Source organism: Streptomyces sp. NBC_00234 (assembly GCF_036195325.1).
Lineage (GTDB): Bacteria > Actinomycetota > Actinomycetes > Streptomycetales > Streptomycetaceae > Streptomyces.
The window spans coordinates 7523553-7539489 of the sequence record NZ_CP108101.1; the positions used below are offsets into that span (position 1 = coordinate 7523553).

12 protein-coding genes are annotated in these 15937 nt (G+C 70.0%); 8 read left to right on the forward strand and 4 right to left on the reverse strand.

Going from position 1 to position 15937, the window contains the following annotated elements; all coding sequences use genetic code 11:
• Positions 1-186: 186 nt before the first annotated feature.
• The gene (locus OG230_RS32925) at positions 187-2094 is read left to right on the forward strand and encodes an alkyl/aryl-sulfatase (RefSeq protein WP_328907406.1); all 1908 of its coding nucleotides are present in this window, start codon (positions 187-189) and stop codon (positions 2092-2094) included.
• 85 nt (positions 2095-2179) lie between these two features.
• Here OG230_RS32925 and OG230_RS32930 read toward each other — a convergent pair whose 3' ends face one another.
• Positions 2180-2752, reverse strand: a complete 573-nt coding sequence (locus OG230_RS32930; RefSeq protein ID WP_328907407.1) for a GNAT family N-acetyltransferase — start codon at positions 2750-2752, stop codon at positions 2180-2182.
• Positions 2753-2804: 52 nt separating this feature from the next.
• A complete protein-coding gene (locus tag OG230_RS32935; protein ID WP_328907408.1) occupies positions 2805-3566 on the reverse strand; it encodes a GNAT family N-acetyltransferase in 762 nt (253 codons plus the stop codon).
• 168 nt (positions 3567-3734) lie between these two features.
• On the opposite strand from OG230_RS32935, the gene OG230_RS32940 reads away from it, so the two are divergent.
• The 6 genes from OG230_RS32940 (at position 3735) to OG230_RS32965 (ending at position 12257) form a co-directional block, all read left to right on the forward strand.
• Entirely contained in the window at positions 3735-4142 is a 408-nt protein-coding gene (locus OG230_RS32940) for a VOC family protein (protein WP_328907409.1), read from the forward strand.
• Between the two features lie 201 nt (positions 4143-4343).
• The gene (locus tag OG230_RS32945) at positions 4344-8321 is read left to right on the forward strand and encodes a metallophosphoesterase (protein ID WP_328907410.1); all 3978 of its coding nucleotides are present in this window, start codon (positions 4344-4346) and stop codon (positions 8319-8321) included.
• A gap of 131 nt (positions 8322-8452) precedes the next feature.
• Positions 8453-9703, forward strand: coding sequence for a HupE/UreJ family protein (locus OG230_RS32950; protein ID WP_328907411.1), 1251 nt, complete (start codon positions 8453-8455; stop codon positions 9701-9703).
• A 236-nt stretch (positions 9704-9939) separates the two neighbouring features.
• Positions 9940-11442: a glycoside hydrolase family 6 protein gene (locus OG230_RS32955; protein ID WP_328907412.1), complete on the forward strand. Its 1503-nt coding sequence runs from the start codon at positions 9940-9942 to the stop codon at positions 11440-11442.
• A 113-nt stretch (positions 11443-11555) separates the two neighbouring features.
• Positions 11556-11747, forward strand: coding sequence for a DUF1272 domain-containing protein (locus OG230_RS32960; RefSeq protein ID WP_328907413.1), 192 nt, complete (start codon positions 11556-11558; stop codon positions 11745-11747).
• Between the two features lie 126 nt (positions 11748-11873).
• On the forward strand, positions 11874-12257 hold the full coding sequence (locus OG230_RS32965) for a VOC family protein (protein WP_328907414.1): 384 nt from the start codon (positions 11874-11876) through the stop codon (positions 12255-12257).
• Between the two features lie 34 nt (positions 12258-12291).
• On the opposite strand, the gene OG230_RS32970 is transcribed toward OG230_RS32965, so the two are convergent.
• Both OG230_RS32970 and OG230_RS32975 read right to left on the reverse strand, forming a co-directional pair.
• Positions 12292-14688 (reverse strand): excinuclease ABC subunit UvrA, encoded by a 2397-nt coding sequence (locus OG230_RS32970; RefSeq protein WP_328907415.1) that lies wholly within the window; start codon positions 14686-14688, stop codon positions 12292-12294.
• A 303-nt stretch (positions 14689-14991) separates the two neighbouring features.
• Positions 14992-15348, reverse strand: a complete 357-nt coding sequence (locus tag OG230_RS32975) for a VOC family protein (RefSeq protein WP_328907416.1) — start codon at positions 15346-15348, stop codon at positions 14992-14994.
• 308 nt (positions 15349-15656) lie between these two features.
• Between OG230_RS32975 and OG230_RS32980 the strand changes: the two genes are divergently transcribed.
• The gene (locus OG230_RS32980; RefSeq protein WP_328907417.1) at positions 15657-15926 is read left to right on the forward strand and encodes a hypothetical protein; all 270 of its coding nucleotides are present in this window, start codon (positions 15657-15659) and stop codon (positions 15924-15926) included.
• The last annotated feature ends 11 nt before the right edge of the window (positions 15927-15937 follow it).

Genomic DNA, 15937 nt, shown 5'->3' on the forward strand with positions numbered 1-15937 from the left:
CTGTTGATCTTCGGCCGGACGGCGGAGTCTCCCTCTCGGCCGACCGGTGACGGCTCCCCGGCAGGCCGCGCACCGGTCGTGATGACGTCACTCGTCCGGCCGTCCTCCACTTGCCGCCCCTCGCGAAGCGGAGAGCCTGAGAAGACTTGCCCGTTTCTTTCGTCGTCACCGAGTGGAGTGCTCGTCATGGCCTACGCACCCAAGGACGCCACGCCCGCGACCGCCGCTGCCAACCGCGAGGCCCTCTCCCGCTACGACATGGCCGACCGGCAGGATTTCGCGGACAGCGAGCGCGGCTTCATCGCCCCGTTCCCGGACAAGCTGTACTCGACGGACGGACGGGTCATCTTCGATGCCTCCCGTTACGACTACATCGACGACGACGCACCCGCCCCCGCCACGGTGAACCCCAGCCTGTGGCGGCAGTCGCAGCTGATCCGCAAGGGCGGCCTGTACAAGGTCGTCGACGGCGTCTACCAGGTCCGTAACAACGACATCGCCAACCTGACCGTCATCGAGGGCGACACCGGTCTGGTGGTGGTCGACTGCATGTCGTCCGTCGAGGCCGCCACGCAGAGCATGGCCATGATCCGGGCGCACGTCAGCGACAAACCCGTCGCCGCGGTGATCTACACCCACACCCACATCGACCACTACGGCGGCGTCAAGGGCGTGGTCAGCGCCGAGGACGTCGCGTCCGGGAAGGTGCCGATCATCGCGCCGGGCACCATCGCCTCCTTCGACAAGCACGCGATCGGCGAGAACGTCATCGCGGGCAACGCGATGTCGCGCCGCGCCTCGTACGCGTTCAACAGTCTGCTCGACGAGAGCGCCACCGGCTGCGTCACCTGCGGTATCGGCATCGGTACGGTTCCCGGCGTCACGATCTCCTACATCTCGCCGACCGACCCGATCACCGAGACCGGCGCGAAGCGCGACCTCGGCGGTCTGGAATTCGAGTTCCTCTACGCCCCCGACACCGAGGCACCGGAGGAGATGCACATCTGGGTCCCGCAGCTGGGAGCGCTGACCTGCGCGGAGAACGCCAACCACTCGCTGCACAACATCCAGACGCTGCGCGGGGCCCGCACCCGCGACGCACGGAACTTCGCCCGCTACCTCGACGAGACGCTGGAGCGCTGGGGCGACGACGTGCAGGTGCACTACGGGCCGCACACCTGGCCCGTGTGGGAGAACAGCCAGGTCACCGCGTTCCTGGAGTCGCAGCGCGACACGTACAAGTACATCCACGACCAGGCGCTGAGGCTCGCGAACAAGGGCTACACGCCGCTGGAGGCCGCCGAGGTCATCGAGCTGCCGGAGGAACTGGGCCGCACGTGGTTCAACCGCGGCTACCACGGCACCCTGCACCACGACGTGCGCGCGGTGTTCACCAAGGAACTCGGTATGTGGGACGGCGACCCGGTCTCCCTGCATCCGCACCCGCCGACCGAGTCGGCCCGGCGGTTCGTCGACCTGATCGGTGCCGAAGGGATCATGGCCGAGGGGCAGCGGGCCTTCGACGCCGCCGACTACCGGTGGGCCGCCCAGATCCTGCACACCCTGGTCTTCGCCCAGCCCGACCACCAGGCGGCACGGGAACTGCAGGCCGACGCGTACGAGCAGATGGGCTACCAGGCCGAAGGCCCGCAGTGGCGCGGCATCTACCTCACCGCCGCCAGGGAACTGCGCGAGGGGGTACAGGCGGCGACCTTCGCCACGGCCAGCCCCGACACCATCCTCGCCATGCCCATCGACATCCTCTTCGACTTCGTCGCCGTCCACCTCATCGGCGAGAAGGCGGGCACCGCCGACCTGCGGATCGCCCTGCGCTTCACCGACGGGGACGACGAGACGTGGACGATGCGGATTCGCCGCGGTGTCCTCAACGCCCGTCGCGGCGCCGCGCCCGACGCCCAGCTCACTGTGAGCGGCCCGAAGTCCGCACTGATCGGTGTGCTGCTGAAGCCGGCCGCCGCGGGCGCGCTCGTGACGTCGGGGGCCGTCACCCTCGACGGTGACGAGACGGCGCTCCAGACGCTGGCCGGCCTCCTCGACGACTTCGACCCCGACTTCCCCATCGTCACCCCCTGACGACTGGCGCCCGGTCCGCACCGCCTCCGGACGAGGGAGCCCCCGAACCGCTCGGTTCGGGGGCTCCCGTCGTCGTGCGGCGCTGTCAGCGCAGGTCGTGCCGCATCAGGACCCGAGGGTGACCCGCCAGCACCGAGGTGGTGTCGGCCGCGTGGACGAATCCGGCGCGCTCGAAGTTCTTGCGGAGTCCCGCGTACGCCATCGTGAGGTCGACCTTCGCGTCCCCGTTGTCGAGGGGATACGCCTCGACGACCGGTGCGCCCTGCGCGCGGGCGAACTCGACCGCGCCGGCGATGAGGGCGTGCGAGATGCCCTGCTTCCGGTGACCGGGGCGTACGCGGATGCACCACAGCGACCAGACGGGCAGGTCGTCGACGTGCGGGATCTTGCGGCTGTGCGCGAAGGAGGTGTCGGAGCGCGGTGCCACGGCGGCCCAGCCGACCGGCTCGTCGCCCTCGTAGGCGAGCACTCCGGGAGCCGGCTGGGCACGGCACAGTCCGGCGACGTACTCGCCGCGGGCCGGTCCGCGGAGCTCGTTGTTCAGCTTGGCCGGGATCCGGTAGCTCAGACACCAGCAGACGTTGGCCCCGGGCGATTTGGGGCCGAGCACCGGACGGACATCCTCGAAGACCGAAGCCGGCCGCACCTCGATGGTCATGCCGCCACGATGCCACGGTGTACGGCGCGACGCCGCTCGGTCCAGGACTCGATCAGCCGCGTTCGAAGACGTGGGAGTGGCCGATGACGGAGAAGCCGCGGCGCTCGTACCAGTGCCGGGGCCAGTCCGTCGCATGAGCCGTCAGGAACCGGGTCGCGCAGGCGTTGTCGCCGGCCAGCCGCAACGCGCTGGTCAGGACGGCATCGGCGTGGCCGCGCCTGAGGTGGGCCTCCGAGGTGATCAGGTCCTCGATCTGGGCCGTACCGGTCGCCGGGTCCACGTAGAGGTCCGCCCATGAGGCGATCTCGCCGTCCTCAGTGCGGGCACCGATGAAGTGCACCACGTCGGCCCCGCGGTGCCGAGCCGCACGGCGGTCGACGAGGTGGCGCACGACCTCCTCGTCGACGTCCGGCAGGAGGTCCCGCCAGCGCCGGGTGAGGGGGACACGCAACGCGTCGAGGTCCACCACCTCCGCGGCGCCGCCGGCCGGCACCGGGCCGGTGTGCAGCATGACCAGATTGGTGGAGTGGGTGTACCCGGCCCGGATCAGCGGTTCCGCGCACGCCAGTCCGATCTCGTTGTCCAGGACGGAGATCAGTCGATGCGACAGATGCCCCAGCGCCTCCTCCGCGACGGCGGGCAGCGCCGCGGGGTCGGTGGCCGTGTCGATGACGACGTGGTTGTTCCCACGGGAATGCGCGAACGCTTCGTCGTACACGGCGAATCCGCCGGGGAGGTCGACGGTACGCGCGGCCTGGCGACGGGCGAAGGCCGAGAGGAAGGAGTTGATGCGCTGCAGTTCCGAGTTCGACATGGAGTGAGCGTAGGGGCCGTCGGGGTGACAGGGCTTGAGGGGTCGGCGGGGCTTCCGGGGTCCGAGCGCGAGATGCGCGGGATAATCCGGTCGCCGAGCGCGGAGTTGATCCATACCGTGTGGCCACGCGAGCGCGCATCCACGCGCGACGGTTGTTACGGAGTTCCCATGCCCCTGCAGATGAAGCTGCTGGCGATCACCCTCGACTGCGCCGACCCCCAGGCGCTGGCCGCGTTCTACCACCGGGCCACCGGTTTCGCGCTTCACCCGGAATCCCACGGTGACTTCGCCGGTGTCGCTCGCGAGGACGGGCTCGCCATCGGATTCCAGCGGGTCGACGACTACACCCCTCCGGTCTGGCCCGGCCAGAGCGTGCCCCAGCAGTTCCACATGGACTTCGAGGTCGACGACCTCGACGACGCCGTGGCACAGCTGCTGGAGCTGGGCGCGGGGACGCCGGAGCACCAGCCGGGCGGTGAACGATGGCGGGTCCTCACCGACCCGGCCGGGCACCCCTTCTGCCTGGTCGAACGTCGGCGCAGGCCGACATCGGACGGCTCGTCAGAGCCTCAATGAGCGTGACGGGACATGTCTGTTGCTGAGGAGGGGCGGGAGACGGGCCCGGTGGGCCGTCGGGCAGGAACACAGCACCCTTCCCCTGATGGTTCACGGCAGATCCACCGCCGTTCATCTGTGCTGACCAGGATCACCGGGGGCATGTGGCGCATCGGTACCGCGTGCCCGTCCCCTTGCGGCGATCAGGAAGGACGGCTGCTGATGAGGCCGGCACAGCGGCGAAGACGATGGAGTGGCGGACCGGGCCGGCAGCGGCTCGTGGGGGCGGCACTCGCCGCACTGCTGCTCGTCGGCGGGAACCTGACGACAGCGAGCGCCGACGGAGGGGTGGAGGAGACCCCGCGCGCACACGGCACCTCGCCCGGCAGCGACAGCACGGCGCTCCCCACCCTGACCCCGCAGGACAGGGCGTACCTGGAGGGTACGGAGGAGGTCCGTGCCACGCCGGCGCTGGCCGAGGACTCAGTGACGGCGCTCGCGGTCGACGGCAGGACGGTGGACGCCGAGCGGACCCACGGGGTGTCCCGGCTGACCTTCGACGTCGGGTCGAACTCGACCGAGGCCCGCTACCACAACCACGTGCTGGTCAACGGTGATTACCGGGCCGACATCGGCAACCTCGTCAACGAGCGCGGCACGATCGAGATCCCGAACCAGCACCTGGTCAAGGGTGAGAACAGGATCGAGATCCTCGCCGGCACGGTGGAGAGCGCGTGCGGGACGAACTACGACGACTTCGTGCTCTCGGACATCGGCCTGGAGCTGCTCGGCGAGGTCGCGGACGGCGAGGAGAACGAGTACACGTACTCCTTCGGCGACGGCAGCTGCGGCTCCAACACCTCGCTGCGGAAGCGCGCCGAGCTCAGCTTCTTCGTCCTCGGCGACCCCAAGGGAACGACCGGGCTCCGGACCGACCTGGACACCACCCGGCTCGCCAACGGTGAGCACGTCCTCAGCGCGAAGACCGCCTCGGGCAAGACCGTCGAGAACACGGTGACGGTGAACAACGCCCCGGCGGGCGCCCCGCGCATCCTGCCCAAGGACGGCACCCTGACGGCCGGCCGGCAGTCGGTGTTCGCCGGCCGTCCTGCGGGCTCCGAGGAAGGAGTCGAGTCACTGACGGTGGACGGCAAGGCGCCCGCCGTCTTCCCGCGCCTCGGCAATGACGCGGCGACGTTCTCCTTCGACGTCGGACCGGACTCGATCGACGACAAGTACGACAACCACCTGCTCGTCAACGGCAAGCGTATCGACCTCGGCGGTACGTGGGCGGGGCAGCGCGTCGACCTGGCCATCCCGGCCCGCCACCTGGTGCCCGGGGACAACACCCTCACGGTCGTCACGAGCCCGTACAAGGAGAGCTGCGGCAACAACCGCGACGACTTCGACATCGCGCGGCCGGTCCTCGCCCTCGACGGTGCGACCGTCACGGGCCGGGACATCGCCGACTCGTACGCCCTGGGCGACGGCGCTTGCGGCGACAGTGACACGCGCCTACGCCAGGCGGAGCTGCACTTCACGGTCGACGCCCCGGCCACGACCGTGTCCGAGACCCTCGGAACCGGCAGCGCGACCCTCGGCTTCACCGTGGGAAGCAACTCGATCGACACCAACTACCGGAACAAGATCGTGGTGAACGGCCAGGAACTGCCGCTCGACAGTGACTTCGTCAGCGAGCACGTCGACCTGACCTTCTCCAACGAGTGGCTCGTCCCCGGCTGGAACACGATCGACTTCGTGACCGGCACCTACGCGACGGCGTGCGGCGACAACCGCGACGACTTCAGCCTCTCGGCCATCACCCTCACCCCCGCCGCGGGCACCGCCACCGGACGCATGCTCAAGGGCTCGTACGCCATGGGCGACGGCGACTGCGGCAGCAACGTCAATCCGCTGACCGAGATCGACCTCGAATTCTTCGTGGACGGCCCGGCCGAGGGCCTGAGCGCCGATCTCGACACCACGAAGACCGCCGACGGCAGCCACACGCTGGCCGCGACGTCGACGGCCGGCACTACGGCGACCCGCACCCTGGTCACCGACAACTCCGCGCCCCGGGTGGCCGGCAGCACCCCCGCCGCGGCACAGCGCCTCACGGCTTCGGTCGTCCTCGACGTCCGCGTCGAGGACGCCTCCGGTGTGGTCGACGGGCCGGAGGTGACGCTCGACGGCCGGCCCGTCGAGCTCGGCGCCTCCGTGGGCCCCGGCCTCTCCGCCGGTGAACACACCCTGGCGGTGTCCGCCACCGACGGCCTGGGCAACACGGGGGTCCGCAAGGTGACGTTCACCTCCGCGGGCATCCCGGACGCTCCCGCCGACCTCGCCCCGAAGTCGGGCACGACCGACGCGGGCGGCAGCGTCAAGCTGTCCGCGAAGGTGGCCGAGCCCGACGGCGGCAAGGTGAACGCCACCTTCTCCGAGGCCGAGATCCTCACCCCCGGCCAGGTGTACGAGGGCACGGCCACGTCCGTCCCCACGACGCTTCAGGTCAGGGGCGAGAAGAAGGTGAAGGCCGCCGGCCTCGCACCCGCCGACGGCATGACGCTCGACGCTCCGGCCGCCGAGGACGTCACGTTCCAGCGGTTCGACGTCCAGGTCAAGGGCCACGTCGACGAGCCGGTCCTGCGCTGGGAGGGCGTCATCGACCCCGAGCGCCTGGCCGCACTGCGGGTCTGGGACACCGGGGCGAAGCGGTGGGACGTCCTGACCAGCGCTCGCGGTGCCGCCGAGGGCAACACCGTCCTGACCGTCTCCGTCGACCGGAAGTACATCGACCGGCAGCAGGTCCACGTCATGCTGACGGGCGAGGACCCGTTCGCCGACGACATCGAGGCGGGCGACCCGAACGCGTTCGCCGACCCCGGCTCGTACGACTTCTCGATCGTCCACCACACCGACACGCAGTACCTCTCCGAAGGCGCGGTGGAACAGGAGACGGCCGAGGAACGCGCGGTCTGGGAGAAGGCGTACGGCGACGTCACCCGCTGGGTCGCGGCCAACAAGGACGACCGCAAGATCGCCTACGTCGCGCACACCGGCGACATCATCGAGAACAACATCCGCAAGCCCGCCACGGAGGCCGACCAGCAGCAGGTCGTCGGTGAGATGGAGCTGTCCTCGAAGCAGCAGCGGATCCTGGACGACGCGGGAGTCCCGAACGGTGTGATCGCGGGCAACCACGACAACCAGTCGGGCACCGAGAGCGGCCCCTCCGCCCTCTACAACCAGTACTACGGGCCCGAGCGTTACCAGGCGGCGGCCCAGGGCTGGGAGCACGCCGAGTACGGCGGTCCGTGGCGCGAGGGCGACAACCAGAACCACTACGACCTGTTCTCGGCGGGCGGCATCGACTTCGTGGTCGTCGGCCTCTCCTACTCGGTGACGCGTGAAGAGGCCGAATGGGCCGACTCCGTGTTCAAGCGTTACCCCGGGCGCAACGGCATCCTGCTCTCGCACGACTACCTCGCGCCGAGCGGCAACCCCGACGGACGCGGCGCCGCGTTCTCCGCGCCCGACGGATCGATGCTGTACAAGAAGGTCGTCCAGAACAACCCGAACGTCTTCCTGATCCTCGCCGGTCACGAACACGGGGTGGGCACCAACGTGAAGCCGCGCGTCGGCGAGGTCTCCCACGATGTCGTCGAACTGCTCGCGGACTACCAGTTCTACACGGTGTCCGCGGACCGCCTCGGGCTGACCGAGATCGGCGGCTATCGGCCCGACGAGCAACTGCGGTTCGGCGCGAGCTTCTTCAGGATGCTCCAGTTCGACGTCGACCGGTCCGAGGTGACCGTGGACACCTACTCGCCGCTCCTCGACGAGTTCGGTGCCACGGAGTACGACACGGACCACCGTTACGACGGCACCGAGGACAACATGGTCCTCCCCGTCGACCTCACCACCCGTACGACCTCCTTCAAGACCGATTCCGTGGCGCTCTACAACCCGGTGAGCGTCATCGGCAGGACGACGGCCGACTCCGGCGCGACCGCTTCGGTGACCTGGAAGGGACTCAAGGCCGGAACGGCGCACGCCTGGTTCGTCACGGCGCGCTCCACCGGCGGCGGTGCGACCGCCTCCGAACCGAGCGTCTTCGTGACGAAGGAGACGGACGGACGCCCCGGAAGCTGGGGGCCGCACGTACCCGCCTACGAGTGGTTCGCGCACTCCACGCCGTAGCCGCACGGGCCGACGCGCCGACCGGCGCTTCTACCCCGGCCGCCCCGCGCCCTCCGCCCCGGACCAGACAGGTCCGGGGCGGAGGGCCCCCCTGCTCGTGCCCCTGGTGAAGACGAGAACTGAGACCCGCCATGCGCCCCGCCCACCTGACTGAACCCGCGCCCGCCGCCCAGCTGCCCCGTCGGCGACCGTCCCACCTGCGGTCGTCCCACCTGCGGCCGTCCCGCCTCCCGGGGCGCAGGCCGACGGCGGCGCTCCTCTCCACCGTCGCGGCCCTGCTGGCCCTGCTCGCCGCCGGGTTCGCGTACCCGGCGCCCGCCGCCGCGCACGACGCGACCACGGCCGCGTACGCCGGTGTCGAGGACGGCGGAGCCGGGGACGGCGGAGCCGAGGTGGTGGCGACGCTCGACCTCGAATACGACCTGCTCATGAAGTCCGCCTGGCTCTACGCCGAGGCGTACGAGGCGAAGGACCGCGCCGCACAACTGCGCCAGCTGAAGATCAACGCCGACGCGGTGACCCAATACGTCACCGAGCGCTTCGACGTCGCCCGTGACGGCAAGGCGTGCACACCCCGCCGTGCCCGCGACGCCGACGTCCACACCCGCGGTACCCGGCCCTTCGCCCTGCTGACCCTCGCGTACGACTGCCCGGGCGGCGCCGGCGCCACGTACGCGATCTCCAGCGCCCTGTTCCCGGACGGCGAGACGTTCGTTCACAGCACCCAGACGATCGTCCACTACGACATCGACGGGCAGCGCGGCTCCCAGATCCTGACGGCCGCCGAACCGACCCTGGAAACCACCGGAGACCGCGCGTCGCACCAGATCGGCGAGTTCTTCCTGCTCGGCACCGAACACCTGCTGTTCGGCATCGACCACATCCTCTTCCTGCTGTTGCTGCTCATGGGCGCGCGCAGCCTGCGCGACATCGTCCTCACGGCGACCGCCTTCACGGCTGCGCACAGCATCACGTTCATGCTGGCGGCCACAGGAGCCGTCCACGTTCCCGGACCGGTCGTGGAACCGGTCATCGCCGCTTCCATCGCCGCGGTCGCCATCGCCGACATCGTCCTGCGGGACCGTCCGGGGAACGCACGCTGGCGTCTGCCGACCGTCTTCCTGTTCGGACTCGTCCACGGTCTGGGATTCGCGGGCGCGCTCGGCATCGAGGAGAGCTGGTCGTGGGAGCTGCTGCTGTCGCTGCTGAGCTTCAACGTCGGTATCGAAGCGGTACAACTGGCCGTCATCGCGGCCGTTTTCCCGCTCGTGGTCCTGCTCCGCCGCACCCCCGCGCACCGCTGGGCGCTGCCGGCGATGACGGTGCCCGTCGCGATGGTCGGCCTCTACTGGTTCTGGGACCGGTTGGCGATCACGGCCTGACCGGCGGGCGCCTCTCGTAGCGCCTCCTGGGACGCCTCTGAACGGCGCCTTGGGTGGCCGAACCGCCGTTACGTGCACATGTGTTCGGACAACCCTCCCACGCTGCCCGGGGAATCCGGTGATTTCTCCTCTCTTGCGGACTTTCCGTTGCGTATCCTGCACCGCGCGATCCTCAAGCCGAGTTCCTTGTCCGCGCCGTGTGCCGCCGCATGGCGCGCTGTTCGAGAAGGCAGAGAATGAGACATCTCTTGAGACCGATGACCGTGGTGGCCGCTCCGGCCCTTGCCGCGGCCCTCCTCGTCGGACCCGCCCCGACCGCGTCAGCGGGCCCGACGCAGCCGCTGTACGGCGAGTTGGTGCAGAACGGCACCTTCGCTTCGCTGACGGCCCCCTGGTGGGGCACGGAGAAGGCGTCGATCGCCTCCGTCGACGGGGCGATGCGGATCACGCTCACCGGGACCGGTGCAGGGGGCAACCTCTGGGACGCCGTGGTGGGTCAGAACAACATCAATCTCCGTCAGGGCGCAACGTACACACTGTCGTTCGACGCGAAGGCGTCCGTCTCCGGCAGGATCAGGTCCACGGTTCAGCTCGGCACCGATCCGTACCCGGCAGCGCTGGCCGAGGACGTCGATCTGACCACCGCCACCCAGCACGTCAGCTGGACGTTCACCTCGACCCTGGAGACGGGTGACGGGCACGTCGACTTCCAGGTGGGCGGGCTGCCCGATCAGAGCGTCGTCACGCTGGACAACGTCTCGCTGACCACGTCCACCGCGCGCGAAGGGTTCTACACCGACCCGGCGAACAACGCGACGAAGTGGGCGCGGAGCACCACGGACCCCCGCGCCGCGAAGATCAACGCAGCGATCGGCGACCACAACACCGCGAAGTGGTTCGGGAACTGGGATGCCGACGGCAATCCGGACACCGGCATCCAGACCGAGGTCGCCACCTACGTGGGCGCCGCCGCCGCCCAGGGGAAGCTGCCGGTCCTCGTGGCGTACAACATCCCCGGCCGCGACTGCGGCGGTGCCTCCTCGGGCGGATCGGAGGACGCGGCCCGCTACAAGCTGTGGATCGACGGGTTCGCCCAGGGCATCGCGGGCCGCCCGGCCGTCGTGATCCTTGAGCCCGACGCGGTCGCCCAGTCGTCCGACCCCGCGTGCATCTCGGGCGAGGCGCTCGAAGCCCGCTTCGACATGCTCTGGTACGCCAACCAACACCTCGCCGCGCAGGGCCCGTTCACGCAGACCTACCTCGACGCCGGGAACGCGACCTGGACCCTGGGACCCGACTTCGACGACACCGGAGGCATCGGGCTGGAGCGCATGGCGCAGCTGCTGAACCGTTCAGGCGTCTCCATGGCCGAGGGGGTGTCGATCGGCGTCTCCAACTTCGACGCCACCGACATCTCCAACCAGTACGGTGCCCGGCTGGCCACCCGGATCAGGAACGACTTCGGTATCGACACCCGCTGGGTCGTGGACACCGCCCGCAACGGCAACGGGGGATACGTCACCCCCGGCGTCCCCTCCAGCGGACACGTCGGATTCTGCAATCCCCCCGGCCGCAGGCTGGGCGTGACCTCGCGCGCCGGAACGGGCGGCGCCGAGTACCTCCTGTGGATCAAGAACCCGGGTGACTCCGACGGCAACTCCGCCCAGTGCCCCACGGGGTCCCCGCCCGCCGGTTCCTTCTCCCCGGATCTGGCGGAAGCCCTCGTCGACGGCACGTGACGACCGCCCGCCGGGCCGGCCCCGACAGCCGGCCCGGCGGGAGATCGTGGAGTATGGACCCTTCACACACCGCCTCGCCGACGCCCGGACGAGGCACGACCGTTGGGGGACCCGTGGCCCTGGACATGCGCACCCTCTGCGAACGCTGCGGGACCGCGGAGCTGCCTCCGGACGCTGCCGCCCGGATCTGTTCGTACGAGTGCACCTTCTGTGTGGAGTGCAGCGACACGATGCACGCCACCTGCCCCAACTGCGGGGGCGAACTCGTCGCCCGGCCGCGCCGGCGGACGGCCGCGACTGCCTAGGTAATCCTTCGCGTCATCCAGCCATCCAGTCGTCCAGCCATCCGGCCGAACGCGATCGCCCGGCGCTCCACCGCTCGGCTCGCGGCCGACGATCAACTCCCGGGCGGTCTACGTACACTGACGGGCATGGCATGCCGCATCAGTGAACTCGTCATCGAGGCCGCCGACCCGGACCGGCTCGCCGTGTTCTGGAGCAAGGTCCTCGGCTACGTCGAACTCGACCGGGAAGACGACGGAAGCATCGAGATCGGGCCGCCCGGCGTCGGTTCCGGCGGCCCGCAGCCCACCATCGTCCTCAGCCCCAACAGTGAGCCGCGGACCGGGAAGATCCGACTGCACATCGACGTCAACGCCACCGACCGCGACCAGGACGCCGAGTTGGAGCGGCTGCTCGCTCTCGGCGCCAGGCCCGCCGACGTCGGTCAGACCGGCACCGAGAGCTGGCACGTCCTGGCCGACCCGGAAGGCAACGTGTTCTGCCTCCTGGAGGCCCGGATCCAGCCCCTCTGACCACCTCCGTCCAGGGCCCTGCCCCGCGTCGCCGTCAGGCGCCGACGTATGCCGCCAGGTGCTCGCCCGTGAGGGTGGAGCGGGCGGCCACGAGGTCGGCGGGTGTGCCCTCGAAGACGATCCGGCCGCCGTCGTGACCGGCGCCGGGGCCGAGGTCGATGATCCAGTCGGCGTGCGCCATGACCGCCTGGTGGTGCTCGACGACGACGACGGACTTGCCGGAGTCGACGATCCGGTCGAGCAGGCCCAGCAACTGTTCGACGTCGGCGAGGTGGAGACCGGTGGTCGGCTCGTCGAGGATGTAGACCCCGGCCTTCTCGGCCATGTGCGTGGCCAGCTTGAGCCGCTGACGCTCGCCGCCGGACAGGGTCGTGAGCGGCTGGCCGAGGCTCAGGTAGCCGAGCCCGACATCGGCGAGCCGTTCCAGGATGCGGTGCGCGGCCGGCGTGCGTGCCTCGCCCGCGCCGAAGAACTCCTCGGCCTCGGTCACCGACATCGCGAGCACCTCGCTGATGTCCCGGCCGCCGAAGTGGTAGTCCAGGACCGACGCCTCGAACCGCTTGCCGTCGCACTCGTCGCAGACGGTGGCGACTCCCGCCATCATGGCCAGGTCGGTGTAGATGACGCCGGCGCCGTTGCACGTGGGGCAGGCACCCTCGGAGTTGGCGCTGAACAGCGCCGGCTTCACGCCGTTGGCCTTCGCGAACGCCTTGCGGATCGGGTCGAGCAGTCCGGTGTACGTCGCCGGGTTGCTCCGGCGTGAGCCCTTGATCGCCCCCTGGTCGATGGAGACGACACCCTCCTCGGTGGGCATGGACCCGTGGATCAGCGAGCTCTTGCCGGAGCCCGCCACGCCGGTGACCACGCAGAGCACCCCGAGCGGGACGTCGACGTCGACGTCGCGCAGGTTGTTCCGTGTCGCGCCCCGAATCTCCAGCGCGCCCGTGGGCTTGCGCACCGTCTCCTTGACGGAGGCCCGGTCGTCGAAATGGCGCCCGGTCACGGTGCCGCCGGTCCGCAGCCCCTCGACGGTGCCCTCGAAGCAGACGGTGCCACCCGCCGTACCGGCGCCGGGACCGAGGTCCACGACATGGTCGGCGATCGCGATCGTCTCCGGCTTGTGCTCCACGACGAGCACCGTGTTGCCCTTGTCCCGCAGCCGGAGGAGCAGCTTGTTCATCCGCTGGATGTCGTGCGGGTGGAGGCCGATGGTGGGCTCGTCGAAGACGTACGTCGTGTCGGTGAGCGAGGAGCCCAGGTGGCGGATCATCTTGACGCGCTGCGCCTCGCCGCCCGACAGCGTGCCCGAAGGGCGTTCGAGCGAGAGGTAACCGAGGCCGATCTCGACGAACGAGTCGAGGGCACCGAGGAGCGCCGTGAGCAGCGGCGCGACCGACGGCTCGTCGAGGCCGCGCACCCATTCGGCGAGGTCGCTGATCTGCATCGCACAGGCGTCGGCGATGCTGATCTTGCCGATCTTCGAGGACCTGGCCGCCTCGCTCAGCCGGGTGCCGTCGCACTCGGGGCAGTCGGCGAAGGTGACGGCACGGTCCACGAACGCCCGGATGTGCGGCTGCATCGCCTCCCGGTCCTTGGAGAGGAAGGACTTCTGGATCTTGGGGATCAGACCTTCGTAGGTGAGGTTGACGCCCTCGACCTTCACCTTGGTCGGCTCGCGGTAGAGGAAGTCCTGCATCTCCTTCTTGGTGAACTTGCGGATCGGCTTGTCCGGGTCGAGCAGGCCCGACTCGGCGTAGACCCGTACGGTCCAGAAGCTGTCGGACTTCCAGCCGGGGATGGTGAACGCGCCCTCGGCGAGCGACTTCGAGTCGTCGTAGAGCTGGGTGAGGTCGATGTCGGAGACCGAGCCCCGTCCTTCGCAGCGCGTGCACATGCCGCCGGTGCGGCTGAAGGTCACCTTCTCCGTCTTGGTCTTGCCGGCGCCGCGGTCGACCGTGAAGCCACCACTCGCCCGGACCGAGGCGACGTTGAAGGAGAACGCGTTCGGCGAGCCGATATGCGGCTTCCCGAGCCGGCTGAAGAGGATGCGCAGCATCGCGTTGGCGTCGGTGGCGGTGCCCACCGTGGAGCGGGGGTCGGAACCCAGCCGCTGCTGGTCGACGAGGATCGCCGTCGTCAGTCCGTCGAGCACGTCGACCTCGGGCCGCGCCAGGGTCGGCATGAAGCCCTGCACGAACGCGCTGTAGGTCTCGTTGATCAGCCGCTGCGACTCCGCGGCGATCGTCCCGAACACCAGAGAGCTCTTGCCCGAGCCGGAGACACCGGTGAACACGGTCAGCCGTCGCTTCGGGATCTCGACGCTGACGTCCTTGAGATTGTTGACGCGCGCCCCGTGCACGCGGATCAGGTCATGGTTGTCGGCAACGTGCGGCGCGGGCGACTGCTTGTGCGTCCTCTTGGCCGTGCTCATCGTGTCTCCATCTGTTACGCGGGCCGCCTTCGCGGTCTCCGTCGGGCGTCGCCCGCCTCGGTCCGACCAGCTTCGAACCGTATGTCTCGTCACTGTCCTGCTCCGGCCCGCGGAGTCTTTCGTGCCCCGGGCCGCCCTGTCCGCCGAAAGGCCGGACCGGCCGGAGGCCGTCGCGCACCGGCTCGCGGCCGGCCGTCCCGTGCGCCCCGTGCGCCGGGCATCGACGCGGTGCGGGGAGACGCGGAACCGGCGGAGCGCGGTATCGGGACGGCGCCCGGCGGTGGAGGGTGGGTCGGCGGGTACTCAGCTGTCCTGGAGCAGCCCGAGCACGTTGCCGTCCGTGTCCGTCACGGTGGCCACGAGCCGGCCGCCACCGACGTCGTGGGCCTTCTCCTTCACGGTGGCACCCGCCGCGGTCACCTCGGCGAGCTTCGCCTCGATGTCCTCCACGTGCCAGTACGTGACCGGCGAGGTCATGCCCTGCGGTCCGCCGTCCGGCACCAGCCCGATGTGCTGGCCCGCGGCCTCGAAGCTCACGTAGTAGGACTCGTCGGTCTGCGGGGCCACGCCGAGCAGGGCGGCGTACACCTTCTTGGCCGCCGCCAGGTCGGAGACGGGATGCAGCACGGTCTTGATTCCCTGGGTGGAAGAGCCGGTCATGATCACTCCATGGTTCGTGGGTCCCGTCGGGAGCGTCCGGAGGGGATGGACGGGACGGACGGGTGGTACGGAATACCGACAACGCGCTCACCGCCGGCACCACCGGCTGGCGATGCGGTGCCCTCCTGCGGGTGAACCGCGCTGTTCATGGCACTCACGCTAGCTGTGGCACAGGGGCCGCGCTTCTCGATTCCTGATCGTCCGGTCACGTGTTCCGAGGCATGCGCGTCCGCCTCCCGGCCGTGGAGCCGGTGCGTGGGCCGCCGGGCGGACGGGCCGTTGTCAGTGCCCGGTGGAATGCTGTCCGCATGGACGAGCTCATGCGGCAGCGCCGGGTCTACGGCGCCGACCACGACGACCCGGACCCCGGCCCGAAGCCCGGTCACGACTACCGGGAGCTGGTCGGCGGTCCTCTCGACGGCCTGCTCCTGGACGTGACCGGGTGGACCGACGCGGCCCTGTGCGAGGGTGCGGCGCTGATCACGGAGATCGGGGCCTACGGACCCGGGGGACGGGCCGAGTACAGGAGCAGGCACGCCGACCCGCTGAAATGGGACTGGTGCGGTGACACCCGCTGACCCGTGATCTC

What these genes read in the sequence shown, in the direction of transcription:
- OG230_RS32975 (WP_328907416.1), bottom strand. Translation starts at nt 15,348, where the DNA reads ATGACCGGCTCTTCCACCCAGGGAATCAAGACCGTGCTGCATCCCGTC.
- OG230_RS32980 (WP_328907417.1), top strand. Translation starts at nt 15,657, where the DNA reads ATGGACGAGCTCATGCGGCAGCGCCGGGTCTACGGCGCCGACCACGAC.
- OG230_RS32965 (WP_328907414.1), top strand. Translation starts at nt 11,874, where the DNA reads ATGGCATGCCGCATCAGTGAACTCGTCATCGAGGCCGCCGACCCGGAC.
- OG230_RS32955 (WP_328907412.1), top strand. Translation starts at nt 9,940, where the DNA reads ATGAGACATCTCTTGAGACCGATGACCGTGGTGGCCGCTCCGGCCCTT.
- OG230_RS32945 (WP_328907410.1), top strand. Translation starts at nt 4,344, where the DNA reads ATGAGGCCGGCACAGCGGCGAAGACGATGGAGTGGCGGACCGGGCCGG.
- OG230_RS32935 (WP_328907408.1), bottom strand. Translation starts at nt 3,566, where the DNA reads ATGTCGAACTCGGAACTGCAGCGCATCAACTCCTTCCTCTCGGCCTTC.
- OG230_RS32940 (WP_328907409.1), top strand. Translation starts at nt 3,735, where the DNA reads ATGCCCCTGCAGATGAAGCTGCTGGCGATCACCCTCGACTGCGCCGAC.
- OG230_RS32950 (WP_328907411.1), top strand. Translation starts at nt 8,453, where the DNA reads ATGCGCCCCGCCCACCTGACTGAACCCGCGCCCGCCGCCCAGCTGCCC.
- OG230_RS32930 (WP_328907407.1), bottom strand. Translation starts at nt 2,752, where the DNA reads ATGACCATCGAGGTGCGGCCGGCTTCGGTCTTCGAGGATGTCCGTCCG.
- OG230_RS32970 (WP_328907415.1), bottom strand. Translation starts at nt 14,688, where the DNA reads ATGAGCACGGCCAAGAGGACGCACAAGCAGTCGCCCGCGCCGCACGTT.
- OG230_RS32925 (WP_328907406.1), top strand. Translation starts at nt 187, where the DNA reads ATGGCCTACGCACCCAAGGACGCCACGCCCGCGACCGCCGCTGCCAAC.